The sequence below is a fragment of the Actinomadura sp. NPDC000600 genome (assembly GCF_040492135.1).
Classification (GTDB): domain Bacteria; phylum Actinomycetota; class Actinomycetes; order Streptosporangiales; family Streptosporangiaceae; genus Spirillospora.
The window spans coordinates 151,670-163,671 of record NZ_JBEUPD010000019.1; the positions used below are offsets into that span (position 1 = coordinate 151,670).

At 71.0% G+C, this 12,002-nt stretch carries 12 protein-coding genes and 1 pseudogene; 8 read left to right on the forward strand and 5 right to left on the reverse strand.

The window, feature by feature from the left end; all coding sequences use genetic code 11:
- Nucleotides 1-46 precede the first annotated feature (46 nt).
- Nucleotides 47-712 (reverse strand): response regulator, encoded by a 666-nt coding sequence (locus ABWI07_RS26460; RefSeq protein WP_149262192.1) that lies wholly within the window; start codon nt 710-712, stop codon nt 47-49.
- A complete protein-coding gene (locus ABWI07_RS26465; RefSeq protein WP_353820125.1) occupies nt 709-2,022 on the reverse strand; it encodes a sensor histidine kinase in 1,314 nt (437 codons plus the stop codon). The genes ABWI07_RS26460 and ABWI07_RS26465 overlap by 4 nt, the downstream gene beginning before the upstream one ends.
- A gap of 84 nt (nt 2,023-2,106) precedes the next feature.
- Here ABWI07_RS26465 and ABWI07_RS26470 point away from each other — a divergent pair, with 84 nt between their 5' ends.
- Nucleotides 2,107-3,135: a PHP domain-containing protein gene (locus ABWI07_RS26470; RefSeq protein ID WP_200842180.1), complete on the forward strand. Its 1,029-nt coding sequence runs from the start codon at nt 2,107-2,109 to the stop codon at nt 3,133-3,135.
- A gap of 3 nt (nt 3,136-3,138) precedes the next feature.
- On the opposite strand, the gene ABWI07_RS26475 is transcribed toward ABWI07_RS26470, so the two are convergent.
- Nucleotides 3,139-3,783, reverse strand: coding sequence for a nucleotidyl cyclase domain-containing protein (locus ABWI07_RS26475; RefSeq protein ID WP_235037131.1), 645 nt, complete (start codon nt 3,781-3,783; stop codon nt 3,139-3,141).
- A 195-nt stretch (nt 3,784-3,978) separates the two neighbouring features.
- On the opposite strand from ABWI07_RS26475, the gene ABWI07_RS26480 reads away from it, so the two are divergent.
- A complete protein-coding gene (locus tag ABWI07_RS26480) occupies nt 3,979-4,830 on the forward strand; it encodes a helix-turn-helix domain-containing protein (protein WP_149262195.1) in 852 nt (283 codons plus the stop codon).
- A 21-nt stretch (nt 4,831-4,851) separates the two neighbouring features.
- Nucleotides 4,852-5,076, forward strand: a complete 225-nt coding sequence (locus ABWI07_RS26485; RefSeq protein ID WP_149262418.1) for a DUF397 domain-containing protein — start codon at nt 4,852-4,854, stop codon at nt 5,074-5,076.
- Nucleotides 5,077-5,094: 18 nt separating this feature from the next.
- Here ABWI07_RS26485 and ABWI07_RS26490 read toward each other — a convergent pair.
- Nucleotides 5,095-5,337 (reverse strand): annotated as a pseudogene (locus ABWI07_RS26490) (PHB depolymerase family esterase); the annotation flags it as partial.
- Between the two features lie 264 nt (nt 5,338-5,601).
- Nucleotides 5,602-6,963, reverse strand: coding sequence for a tannase/feruloyl esterase family alpha/beta hydrolase (locus tag ABWI07_RS26495; protein ID WP_353820126.1), 1,362 nt, complete (start codon nt 6,961-6,963; stop codon nt 5,602-5,604).
- Nucleotides 6,964-7,224: 261 nt separating this feature from the next.
- Between ABWI07_RS26495 and ABWI07_RS26500 the strand changes: the two genes are divergently transcribed.
- The 5 genes from ABWI07_RS26500 to ABWI07_RS26520 all read left to right on the forward strand — a co-directional run bounded on the left by ABWI07_RS26500 (nt 7,225) and on the right by ABWI07_RS26520 (nt 11,877).
- Nucleotides 7,225-7,998: an ABC transporter ATP-binding protein gene (locus tag ABWI07_RS26500; RefSeq protein WP_353820127.1), complete on the forward strand. Its 774-nt coding sequence runs from the start codon at nt 7,225-7,227 to the stop codon at nt 7,996-7,998.
- Nucleotides 7,985-8,677 (forward strand): ABC transporter ATP-binding protein, encoded by a 693-nt coding sequence (locus ABWI07_RS26505; RefSeq protein WP_353820128.1) that lies wholly within the window; start codon nt 7,985-7,987, stop codon nt 8,675-8,677. The genes ABWI07_RS26500 and ABWI07_RS26505 overlap by 14 nt, the downstream gene beginning before the upstream one ends.
- 10 nt (nt 8,678-8,687) lie before the next feature.
- Nucleotides 8,688-9,926 (forward strand): ABC transporter substrate-binding protein, encoded by a 1,239-nt coding sequence (locus ABWI07_RS26510; RefSeq protein ID WP_353820129.1) that lies wholly within the window; start codon nt 8,688-8,690, stop codon nt 9,924-9,926.
- 12 nt (nt 9,927-9,938) lie between these two features.
- Entirely contained in the window at nt 9,939-10,799 is an 861-nt protein-coding gene (locus tag ABWI07_RS26515; protein WP_149262200.1) for a branched-chain amino acid ABC transporter permease, read from the forward strand.
- A gap of 88 nt (nt 10,800-10,887) precedes the next feature.
- Complete coding sequence (locus ABWI07_RS26520) at nt 10,888-11,877, forward strand: branched-chain amino acid ABC transporter permease (RefSeq protein WP_149262201.1); 990 nt, start codon at nt 10,888-10,890, stop codon at nt 11,875-11,877.
- Nucleotides 11,878-12,002: the final 125 nt, after the last annotated feature.

Consider the following 12,002-nt stretch of genomic DNA (forward strand, 5'->3'; position numbering starts at 1 on the left):
CCCGGTATGACGGGTGCGCCCCAGGTATGACGACGGCGGCCGGGCGTCAGTCGCCGGGCCGCACCAGCCCCACCTCGTAGGCGTAGACGATCGCCTGCGGGCGGTCCCGCAGCCCGAGCTTCATCAGGATCCGCCCGAAGTGGGTCTTGACGGTCTGCTCGGCGACGACGAGCCGCCCCGCGATCTCGCCGTTGGACAGCCCGCGCGCCACCAGCGCGAGCACCTCGGTCTCCCGCTGGGTCAGCTGCTCCAGCCGCTTGCGGGACGGCGCGCGCGGGCCGCCGAGCCGGGAGAACTCCGCGATGAGCCGCCGCGTGACCGACGGGGACAGCAGCGCGTCGCCCGCCGCCACCACCCGCACCGCGTCGGACAGCTCGGTCGCGGACGCGTCCTTGAGCAGGAACCCGCTGGCTCCCGCCCGCAGCGCCTCGTAGACGTAGTCGTCGAGGTCGAACGTCGTCAGCATGAGGACCTTCGGGGCGTCCTCCCCGGCGTCCGCGAGGAGCCGGCGGGTCGCCTCCAGGCCGTCCATCACCGGCATCCGGACGTCCATCAGCACCACGTCGGGACGCAGCTCCGCGATGCGGCGCAGGCCCTCGGCGCCGTCGGCGGCCTCGCCCGCGACCTCGATGTCGGGCTGGGCGTTCAGCAGCACGCCGAAGCCGGTGCGCACCATGCCCTGGTCGTCGACGATCACGACCCGGATCGTCACGTCGCTTCCCGCGCCTTCACCGGCAGCGATGCGGTCACGGCGAATCCTCCCTCGGGGGTGGGGCGGGCGGTGAGCTCGCCGCCCAGCGCGGCGGCCCGCTCCCGCATCCCGACCAGCCCGTGGCCGCCGCCCGGAAGGGGCGGCACGGAGCCTCGGCCCCCGGCGGGCGGGCCGTTGACGACGCCGAGCAACACTACGCCGCCATCACCGGAAGCGCCGCCATCACCGGAAGCGCCGTCATCACAGGACACTTCGACCTCGACCCGGGAACCGGGCGCGTGCCGCATGGCGTTGCTCAGCGCCTCCTGGACGATCCGGTAGGCGGTGAGCCCGACGCCGGGGGGAAGCCCGGCGAGGTCGCCGCTCAGCCGCGTCTCGACGCGCAGGCCGGCGCCGCGCGCGTTGCCGACCAGCTCGTCCAGGCGCGCCAGGCTGGGCTGCGGTGCGGTCTCTGCGCCGTCCTCCGCGCGCAGGACGCCGAGGACGCGGCGCAGCTCCGTCAGCGCGTCCAGCGCGGTCGCGCGGATCTCGGCGAGGTCGCGGCGCGTCTCGTCCGGGACGGACTCCACCTTGTACGGCGCCGCCTCCGCCTGGATCGCGATCATCGACATGTGGTGGGCGACGACGTCGTGCAGCTCCCGGGCGATCCGCTGCCGCTCGGTCAGCACAGCCTCGGCGTCCTGGTGCCGCTTCTCCTGCTCGGCCAGCTCGCGCCGGGACGTCTGCCGGACCCGGACGGCATAGCCCACCGTGAGCGCCAGCAGGAGCAGCACCGACGCCCCGGGCCCGGTCTCCGGGGCCTTGATCCACAGCCCGGCGAACGAGATGAGCCCGACGCCCAGCGTGATGTCGCGCGAGCAGCGCACCGCGACCGTGTACACGGCCACGAGCGCCGCGACCGAGCCCGCCGGGACGAAGGGGACGGTCAGCCAGCCGTCGACGTCGATCAGCGCCATCGCCAGGAAGCTCAGCCGCCACGCGCCGAGCGGATGCCGGTCGCGCAGCGCCAGCGGCGCCGTCACCGCCACGGCGATGAACAGCTTCGTCCCGTCGGACACGTAGATGCCGCGCCGCAGCGTCTCGGTGGACAGCAGCGACACCGTCCCGGCGACGAGCCCGACGGTGAGGGCCAGTCCGAACAGGTTCGTCACCAGCCCGTACGGCAGCCGCCCGACGCCGATGTACCGCGTCCAGCGCAGCAGCAGCGGCCACGGCCGGTTCAGCGGGGCCGGGTCCGCCCTGCCGGTCACGGCGGCGGCGAGCAGCACGTCCCGCAGGACGCCGCGCAGTGTGAGGTTCTCGCCCGCCATGGGGACCAGGCTAGGGAGCCCCGGTCTCACTCGGATGACACCGGGGTGGGACGTGCCGGGTCATACCTGGGTACGGTGCGAGGCGTGGAGCCCGTCGAAGCGCTGCGCCGCATCGCGTTCCTTCTGGAGCGCGCCCACGAGCCGACCTACCGCGTGCGGGCCTTCCGCACCGCCGCCGACCGCGTGGAGGAGACGGCCCCGGACGAGCTGGCCGACCGCGCCCGCGACGGGACGCTGACCGCGCTGCCCGGCATCGGCAAGGTCACCGCCCTGGTGGTCGAAGAGGCGCTGCGCGGCGAGACCCCTGTCTACCTGCGGCGACTGGAGGCCACCGAGGGCGAGCCGCTGGACGAGGCCACGGCCGCGCTCCGCTCCGCGCTGAAGGGCGACCTGCACACCCACAGCGACTGGTCGGACGGCGGGTCCCCGATCCTGGAGATGGCCGAGACCGCCCGCTTTTTGGGCCACGAGTACCTCGCGCTCACCGACCACTCGCCGCGCCTGAAGGTCGCCAACGGCTTGTCCGCCGACCGCCTGCGCCGCCAGCTCGACGTCGTGGCCGAGCTCAACGAGTCCCTGGCGCCCTTCCGCATCCTGACGGGCATCGAGGTCGACATCCTGGAGGACGGCGCCCTCGACCAGGAGCCCGACCTGCTCGACCGCCTGGACGTCGTCGTCGCCAGCGTCCACTCCAAGCTCCGCATGGACCGCGTCGCCATGACCAAGCGGATGGTCGCCGCGATCGCGAACCCGCGCGTGAACGTCCTCGGCCACTGCACGGGGCGCATCGTGAAGGCCGGCGGCAAGCGCGGCGGCCTGCGCCCGGAGTCGGAGTTCGACGCCGCCCTCGTCTTCGACGCCTGCGCCGCCTACGACGTCGCCGTCGAGATCAACTCGCGCCCGGAGCGCCTCGACCCGCCGAAGCGCCTGCTGCGCCTGGCGGTCGAGGCGGGCTGCCGGTTCTCCGTCGACTCCGACGCCCACGCGCCCGGGCAGCTCGACTGGCAGCCGTTCGGCTGCGAGCGAGCCGCCCGGTGCGGCGTCCCCGCGTCCCGGATCGTCAACACGCTTGCCGTCGACGACCTCCTCACCTGGACGCGCTCGAAACTCTGACGATCAGCGAGGTCCCCGGTGGATGTGCCCGGGGAAGGAGGCGCCCTTGGCGGTGATCTCCACGGGATGGAACTCCTCGGGGGCCAGGCCCTCGAAACCGGTCTCGACGATGTCGCTGTAGAGGGAGGAGGAGACGATCAGGGCCATCTCGCGGACGGGATCGGCCCGCAGCTCGTCCCGGAGCTCCTGGGAGTCGAGGAGCCGGGCGACGACGATCGGCGCGCGGCCCACCGCCCCGAACAGCCCGCCCGACAGGGGACCGTGGTGCATCGCCACCCGCAGCCTGATCGGCGGCGTGCGCTCCCGGTTGAGCCCGGCGAGCGCGGCGGCCAGGGCGCGCGGATAGGACACGAGCACCAGCAGCCCGTCGGTGTCGGGGGGAAGGATCGCCATCTCGCCGTCCCCGCCGACCTGCCGTAACCAGGTGCGCCGGTCGAGACCGGCCGCGGCCGCCGCGGTCTCCAGCACCTCGTGCAGATCCAGCTGGACCTGCTTCTGCTGCGCCGTGCTCAGCCTGCTGAAACCCTCGACGTCGACCGCGATGAGGAAGTGGTACGTCAGTCGGTCGGTCACCGGCACGGTGAACGGCGTGTCCGCCGGGTCCGGCGCCGTGCTCGTCGCCGCCGTGTTCGTCGCTGCACCGCTCATCCGCTACTCCGGTGTGCGGCCTGGCGATCGTGGTACCCCGGTTCTCATCACACCCCTGCCTTCGGTCATGGCCGACGCGCCCACTGCCCCCGCTTCACATGTTGCGCGCCCGCAAGCATTCATGCAAGGTTGCATGTAGGGTTTCTTGAATCCGTGCACGAGTGTTTTCAGGCCGAGAGTTCTCAGGAGGAGGACATGGCGGTGCGCCAGTCGCCGTCCGTGCGAGCCCGGCAGCTCGCCCGCGAGCTGCGCGGCCTGCGCACCCGCGCCGGAGTGACGATCGACCAGGTCGCCGCGGAGATGAACTGGTCGACGGCCAAGGTCTCCCGGATCGAGACCGCCTACACGCTGATCACCGTCGCGGACCTGCAGCGCCTGCTCGCCTTCTACGGGGTGGACGAACCCGCGGTGGAGCGCTACATCAAGCTGGCCAGGGCGGCGCGCGAACGCGGCTGGTGGGAGACCTACGGCGACACGCTCGGGGAGCGCTACGCCGCCTTCATCGGCCTGGAGGCCGACGCGCAGGCGATGCAGTCCTACCGGGTGGCGATCATCCACGGGCTGCTGCAGACGGCCGACTACACCCGGGCCTGCATGATGGCCAACGTCCCCGCGCTGTCTCCCGGCGAGGTCGACCGGCAGGTGGAGATCCGGTTGAAGCGGCAGGCCCGGCTGCGGTCCCTGGAGGCGATGGAGCTCTTCGCCGTCCTGGACGAGGGCGCGCTGCGCCGCCGGATCGCCGGCGACGAGGTGATGCGGGGCCAGCTGGAGTACCTGCTGGAGGTCGGGAAGCTGTCGAATGTGAGAATTCTGGTCATTCCTTTCGACAACGGCTACCCTGGCGGTCTCACGGACTTCAGCATTCTGAGATTCCAGGAGCCCGAGTACCCGGATATCGTTTACATCGAGCAGATGGGCGGTAGTCTCATCATCGAGGACGAACGTCAGGTCTTTCGTTATACGAATGCGTTCGAGAAAATCTGCGGCAATGCGCTCGACGAGACCGCCTCGCGTGACCTCATCGACCGCATCGCCAGGGAATACTAGAAGAACAGTGAATCTCCGTTAATGACGACGACGTCTCATGGTGCCGCCCTCGCATGGCGAAAGAGCACCCGCAGTGCCTCCGCTGACGAATGCGTCGAACTGGCGGCGCGCGCCGCGGTCGGCAGCCCGGATCCGGTCGTGTTCGTCCGTGATTCCAAGGCGCCGGGCGGAGCGGTTTTCTGTTTCGGAGGGGCCGAGTTCGCCGCTTTTCTGGCCCGGGTGAAACGCGGCGAACTCGACCTGTGAGACGTCAGCCGCCGAGGCGTGGACCATGCGCATGATGGTCTCGATCTGCTTGCCGCCCTTCATGTCGTAGGCGGTGTCGCCGCCGTAGCCCCACCAGTTCCAGCAGCCCTGGGGGTTGCCGCCCAGCCAGCTGGACGCGGTGGCCTGCGGATACAGGACGATCATGCCGTTGGTGTCGGCGTACTCGTTGAGGTAGGTCTTCGTCGCGAACGTGTTCGCGACGACGCCGCGCCCCTGCTGGCATCCGTGCAGCGCCACCATCAGCCTGCACGGCGGAGGCCATCCCGAAGTGGAGACGGGACGAAACGCGGCCCGAAGCACCGGAGCCCAGCCCTCGCCGCAACCACGCGACGACCTCAAGGTTGCGATCGCGTCCGAGGGCAGGGGCGAGCGAAGCGAGACCCTGATCGCGCAGCGAGCCGCAAGGCGAGTCGGAGCGATGCCAGCGATCGCCCGCGTTTATCGACGGTGGAGGGCCGCCAAGGCCCGAAGGAGGAGAAAACGCAATAAATAGGGGGTGTTCCCCTAGCTGAGGGAGCAGGTGTTCACGGGGTCGCCCGACGTGGGGCGGGGGAGCGTGGCGCTCTTCGGTGGGGTGGTGCCGTTCTGCGTCCAGGACTCCATGGCCGTGAAGGCCGTGCGCATGCAGGGCAGGAGCGGGCGCAGGCGGTCGGGGAAGGAGTCGTAGAGGCCGTCGACGTGGTTGGCGGCCTCCAGGCGGTAGTAGCGGTAGGGCGCCTTCCCCTTGGCGCGGACGAGTTTCGCGTAGACGTCGGAGTCGGTGGTGATGGGCAGGAGCGAGTCGTAGGTGCCGTGCAGGGTGATCAGGGGCTTGCGGATCCTGCCCGTGAGCGCCACGCGGGCGACGGCACGGCGGACCTCCTTCGGACGTGCGGCGTAGTTGTAGTCGGCCTCCTCTCCGGTGTAGGCCGGGTCGAACTCTTGGCGGTAGATGCGCTGGGTGAGCTCCCAATAGACCTGGTTGTGGAACGGCCAGAGGAACTCCGAGCCCGGGGCGAGACCGGCGTTCAGGAGCGCCTCGTGCGCGGACGGGTCGCCGGTGGCCGCGTAGGACGGGTAGGCGCGCAGGATCTTCGGCAGGTAGGTGAACAGGTTGGGGCCGTCGGCGCGCCAGAGCGTGCCTTCCGCGTCGATCCCGCCGTCGTACAGCTCCGGGCGGTTCTCCAGCTGCCACCGGACGAGGTAGCCGCCGTTGGAGATGCCCGCCGCGTAGGTGCGGCGAGGAGTCCGGCCGTAGCGCTGCGCCACGACCTTCTTGGCGGCCCGCGTCAGCTGCGTCACCCGGTCGTTCCACTCCACGACGGCGTCGCCTGGGCGGCGGCCGTCCTTGTAGAACTCGATGCCGCTGTTGCCCTTGTCCGTCGCGGCGTAGGCGTAGCCCTTGGCGAGCGCCCAGTCGGAGATGGTGAAGTCGTTGGCGTACTGGCGCCGGTTGCCGGGCGAGCCGGCGACGACGAGCCCGCCGTTCCAGCGCTCGGGCAGGCGGATGACGAACTGGGCGTCGTGGTTCCAGCCGTTGTTGGTGTTGAACGTCGAGGTGTCCGGGAAGTAGCCGTCCAGCTGGATGCCCGGGACGCCCGACGGGTTGCGCGTGCCCGCGGCGTGCAGCCCGGCCCAGTCGGCGGGGACGGTGTGGCCGGAGCCGACCGTCCCGGCGGTCGTGAGGTCGTCGAGGCAGGCGGCCGCCTGCTTCTCCGCTCCCGGCACCGCGAGCCCGGACGCGCAGCCTGGGCTCTGCCGCGCGCCGGCCTGCGGGGCCTGCGCGTGCGCGGCCAGGGGAAAGGCCAGGGCCGCGGTGAGGGCGCCGGCCACGGTGCCGGCGGTAAGGGCGGTGCCAGCGGTAAGGGCGGGGCGGACGATCGGCATTCCGGCTCCTCGGGACGGATGTCAGGTGCCCGCCATGGTGGGCGCCGCTTGTGACCGCTGCCACGTGGACCGCCCACATATCCGGCGAAGCCGCCATGTGCCCGTGGTCGTGACCTGCGCGTGATGTGGCTCACACCCGTATCAGGCCGTCCGAATGTGGGTCCCGGTCACATGGTCCGGTCCGCGGGTCCCACCTAGCGTTCCCGGTCACGGCGGCCCGAGTGTGGTTCGGGCCGTCCACGACGAGCGCGAGGAGGGCGCATGGGCGACCCGGACCGAAAGGCCCCGGTGCTGGCGGCGCGCGGCCTGGTCAGGGAGTTCCGCGGCTTCAGGGCCGTGGACGGGGTGGACCTCGACATCGCCGAAGGGTCCGTCCACGCGCTGGTGGGGCCGAACGGCGCCGGCAAGACCACGCTGTTCAACCTGCTGACCGGATTCCTGAAGCCGACCGCGGGCAGCGTGCGGCTCGGCGCGCACGAGCTGGCCGGGCGGCGCCCGGAGCTGATCGCGAAGCTCGGCCTCGCCAGGTCCTTCCAGATCACGAGCCTGTTCGCGGAGCTGACCCCGCGCCAGCACGTCGAGCTCGCGCTCGCCGGGCGGACGGGCCTCGGCTGGCGGTTCTGGCGGTCGGACAAGGCCCTCGACCGCCACTCCGACCGCGCCGCCGAGCTGCTCGGGCAGGTCGGGCTGGACGGGCACGCGGACGTGCCGGCCGGATCCCTGGCGTACGGCCGCAAGCGCGCCCTCGAACTGGCGCTGGCCCTCGCGCTGGACCCGAAGGTGCTGCTGCTGGACGAGCCGACCGCCGGCATGGGCGTCGAGGACGTCGGCCGCACCGTCGACCTCATCAAGAAGGTGCGGGACGGGCGGACCGTGGTCATGGTCGAGCACAACATGAGCGTCGTCTCCAGCCTCGCCGACCGGGTCACCGTCCTCCAGCACGGCCAGGTCCTCGTGGAGGGCCCCTACGCCGAGATCCGCCACGACCCCCGCGTCGTCACCGCCTACCTCGGAGACTCCAATGCTGCGCGTTGACGGACTGTCCGCCTGGTACGGCGAGGCCCAGGCCCTGCGCGAGGTGTCGCTGCACGTCGACGAGGGGGAGATCGTCACCCTCGTCGGACGCAACGGCGCCGGCAAGACCACGCTCCTGCGCTCCCTGATGGGGCTGCACAAGGGCGCGTCCGGAACGGTCCGCTTCCTGGGCGAGGACATCTCCTCGATGAGCCCGCACAAGCGCGCCCGCCGCGGCCTCGGGTACGTCCCCGACGACCGCGGGATCTTCGCGACGCTCTCGGTGGAGGAGAACCTCACCCTGCCGCCCGCGATGGGTCCCGACCCGTGGTCGCTGGACCGGGTGTACGAGACCTTCCCGCGCCTGCGGGAGCGCCGCCGCTTCCCCGGGACGAAGCTGTCGGGCGGCGAGCAGCAGATGCTCGCGCTCGCCCGCGTGCTGCGGACCGGCGCCCGCCTGCTCCTTTGCGACGAGCCCACCGAGGGCCTGTCGCCGCTGATCGTCCAGCAGATCGGCGACATCCTCCGCGAGGTCAAGGCGGCCGGGGTGACCGTCCTGCTCATCGAGCAGAACGTGCACTTCGCCGCGACCGTCGCCGACCGCCACCACCTGCTCGCCGAGGGCCGGATCGTCGAGTCCATGGACAACGACGAGGTCCGCGCCCGCGAGAGCGAACTCCTCCAGTACCTCGGAATATAGGGAGACCCCGATGAGAGTTCTCGGACGCTCGGCCGCGCTCGCGACCGCCGGAGCGCTGCTGGCCGGCTGCGCGGGCGGACCCGGCGGGGGCGGGGGCAAGATCAGCGACGACAAGATCGTGCTGGCGGTGCTGACCGACCAGTCCGGCGTGTATGCCGACCTGTCGGGCAAGAACGCCGTCGAGGCGGTGAAGATGGCCGTCGCCGATTTCAAGGCCAAGTACGGCGACAAGGCCGTCACCGACAAGATCGAGGTCATCTCCGCCGACCACCAGAACAAGCCCGAGGTCGCCAACTCCAAGGCCCAGGAGCTCTACGACCGCAAGCAGGCCGACCTGATCCTGGACGTGCCCACCTCGTCCGCCGCGCTCGCCGTCGCCACCGTCGCCAAGAACAAGAAGAAGGTGTTCATCGACGTCGGAGGCGCGACGACCGAGCTGGAAGGCAAGCAGTGCAACAAGTACACCTTCCACTACGGCTACAACAGCTACATGCTGGCCCACGGCACGGGCACCGGCGTCACCAAGGACGGCGGTAAGAACTGGTACATCGTCTACCCGGACTACGCGTTCGGGCAGGACATGCAGAAGACGTTCACGACGGCCATCAAGGGCGCCGGCGGCAGCGTCGTGAAGAGCGACCCGACGCCGTTCCCCAACGACAACTTCTCCACGTTCCTGCTGAAGGCGCCGGGCCTGAAGCCCAAGCCGCAGGTGCTCGGCGCCATGCAGGCCGGCGGTGACCTCGTCAACCTGGTCAAGCAGTACAACGAGTACAAGCTGCGCGACAAGGGCGTGGACCTCGCCGTGGGACTGATGTTCCTCACCGACATCCACTCGCTCGGCTCCGACGCCCTCGCCGGGACGCGCTTCACCGACTTCTGGTACTGGAACGCCAACGAGGGCAACCGCGCCTGGGCCGACAAGTTCAAGGCCAAGACCGGCACCCGGCCGACGGCCGTGCAGGCGGCCGACTATTCGGCGGCGCTCCAGTACCTGGAGGGCGTGCAGCGCGGCGGCACCGACAAGTCCGACGACGTGGTGAAGCAGCTCGAAGGCGCCAAGGTCAACGACATGTTCACCTCCACCGGTACGATCCGCGCCGAGGACCACCTGCTCACCCACGACGCCTACGTCGCCCAGGTCAAGCCCAAGAGCGAGGTCAAGGAGCCCTGGGACTACGAGAAGATCCTCAGCACGATCCCGGCGGCGGAGGCGTTCCAGCAGCCCGACCCGTCCTGCTCCCTCTAGGCGGGCCGCGACGTGCTGCAACAGGCGTTCAACGGGCTGGTGGGCGGGGCGTTCTACGCCCTGCTCGCCCTCGGCCTGGCCGTCATCTTCGGGATGCTGGGCGTGGTCAACTTCGCGCACGGCGCGTTCTACATGCTCGGCGCGTTCGGCTCCTTCGTGCTGCTCGACTCGTTCGGCGTGGACTTCTGGTTCGCGCTGCTGATCGTGCCCGTCGTCCTCGGGATCGCGGGCGTGCTGCTGGAGCGGCTGTTCATCCACCGGCTCGCGCCGCTGGACCCGCTCTACAACTTCCTGTTCACCTTCGGGCTCGCGCTGATCCTCCAGGACCTGGTGAAGCGCAAGTACGGGGTGCAGTCGCAGCCCTATCGGCGCCCGTCCCTGCTGGACGGGTCGATCGACCTCGGCCTGTTCACCTACCCGAAGTACCAGGTGTTCGTGCTGGCGGTGTCGGTGCTGGTGTGCGGGGTCGTGTGGGTGGTGCTGACCCGCACCCGCGTCGGCATGATCGTCCGGGCGGCGACCGAGCGGCCCGAGCTGTCGCGGGCCCTCGGCATCGACGTCGCCCGCTGGGTGACGCCGGTGTTCGGGTTCGGCATCGCGCTCGCCGCGTTCGCCGGCGTGCTCGCCGCGCCGATGCGGGCGGTCAACCCGCTGATGGGCTCCGACCTGATCATCACGGTGTTCGCGGTGGTCGTGATCGGCGGCCTCGGCTCGGTGTTCGGCTCGGTCGCCGCCGGGTTCGCGGTCGGGCTCGTCTCGGCCCTCGGCAACTACTACGTCCCGTCGCTGTCGCAGACGCTGGTGTTCATCCTGATGGCCGCCGTGCTGCTGTGGCGCCCCGCCGGCCTGTTCGGACGCGAGGAGGCCCTGTGACCGCCCGGGACCCTGTGACCGCCCGAGGCCCTGTGACCGCCCGAGGCCCTGTGACCGCCCGAGATCCCGTGATTTCAGAGGAGATCCTGTGATCCTCTCCAAGCTGGCCGGACGGCCGGTCCTGCTGGCCGCGGGTCTGGTCGCGGCGCTCGTCCTGCCCTGGTTCATCTATCCGCCGGTCGCCCTCGACATCGTCTGCTGGGCGCTGTTCGCGGCCGCGGTCGACCTGCTGCTCGGCTTCACCGGGCTCCTGTCGTTCGGACACGCGGCGTTCTGGGGCGGCTCGGCGTACGCCACCGGCCTGATCGCGCTGCACTCCGGGCTGCCGTTCCCCGTGGCCGTGCTGGGCGGCGCCGCCTTCGCGGCGGCGCTCGCGGTCCCGATCGGCTTCCTGTCGGTGCGGCTGCGCGGCATCTACTTCGCGATGGTCACGCTGGCCTTCGCGCAGATGGTGTACTTCATCGCCAACCAGTGGAGGGAGGCGACCGGCGGCGAGAACGGCCTCCAGGGCATCCCCAGGGAGCTGTTCGGGCTGGACCTGTCCGACCCGTTCTTCTTCTACTACGCGGCGCTGCCGTTCGTCCTGGCCGGGCTGTTCGCCGCCTGGCGCATCGTCCGGTCGCCCTTCGGCCGGGTCCTGATGTCCATCCGCGACAACCCGAACAGGGCGCGGGCGCTCGGCTACAGCATCGACCGCTACAAGCTGCTGGCGTTCGTCCTGTCGGCGGCCCTGTCGGGCCTCGCGGGCGGGCTGTTCACCGTCGGGCACGGCTTCGCGTCCCTCCAGGGCGTCTACTGGACGACCTCGGGCCAGGCCGTGATGATGGTCGTCCTCGGCGGCATCGGCACCCTGTGGGGCGGCGCCATCGGCGCCGCGCTGATCGTGGAGCTGAACGACTACCTGGCCACCGCCGGCTTCGAGGAGACCGGGATCATCACCGGCGCGATCTTCATCGTGGTGGTCCTGCTGTTCCGCCGCGGCGTCTGGGGCACCGCCCGCGACCTGCTCGCGGCCCGCACGTCCCGGGCCCGTCCCGAGCCCGAGAACAGCGACACCAAGGTCGAAGCCTCCGTCTGACACCCGACCCGAGCGCGCGGCGGGGCGGGCCCCCGGGGGGGGCGCCCCCCGTCGGGCAGGGGGCCGTACACCCGGGGGGGCGGGTGAGCGGGGGGGGGGGGTGAACGCGCGGGGGCGGGCCCGCG

Excerpts from the sequence above, each read along its gene's own strand:
- ABWI07_RS26465 (WP_353820125.1), bottom strand. The coding sequence starts at position 2,022 with ATGGCGGGCGAGAACCTCACACTGCGCGGCGTCCTGCGGGACGTGCTG.
- ABWI07_RS26475 (WP_235037131.1), bottom strand. The coding sequence starts at position 3,783 with ATGAGCGGTGCAGCGACGAACACGGCGGCGACGAGCACGGCGCCGGAC.
- ABWI07_RS26480 (WP_149262195.1), top strand. The coding sequence starts at position 3,979 with ATGGCGGTGCGCCAGTCGCCGTCCGTGCGAGCCCGGCAGCTCGCCCGC.
- ABWI07_RS26485 (WP_149262418.1), top strand. The coding sequence starts at position 4,852 with ATGACGACGACGTCTCATGGTGCCGCCCTCGCATGGCGAAAGAGCACC.
- ABWI07_RS26495 (WP_353820126.1), bottom strand. The coding sequence starts at position 6,963 with ATGCCGATCGTCCGCCCCGCCCTTACCGCTGGCACCGCCCTTACCGCC.
- ABWI07_RS26500 (WP_353820127.1), top strand. The coding sequence starts at position 7,225 with ATGGGCGACCCGGACCGAAAGGCCCCGGTGCTGGCGGCGCGCGGCCTG.
- ABWI07_RS26505 (WP_353820128.1), top strand. The coding sequence starts at position 7,985 with ATGCTGCGCGTTGACGGACTGTCCGCCTGGTACGGCGAGGCCCAGGCC.
- ABWI07_RS26510 (WP_353820129.1), top strand. The coding sequence starts at position 8,688 with ATGAGAGTTCTCGGACGCTCGGCCGCGCTCGCGACCGCCGGAGCGCTG.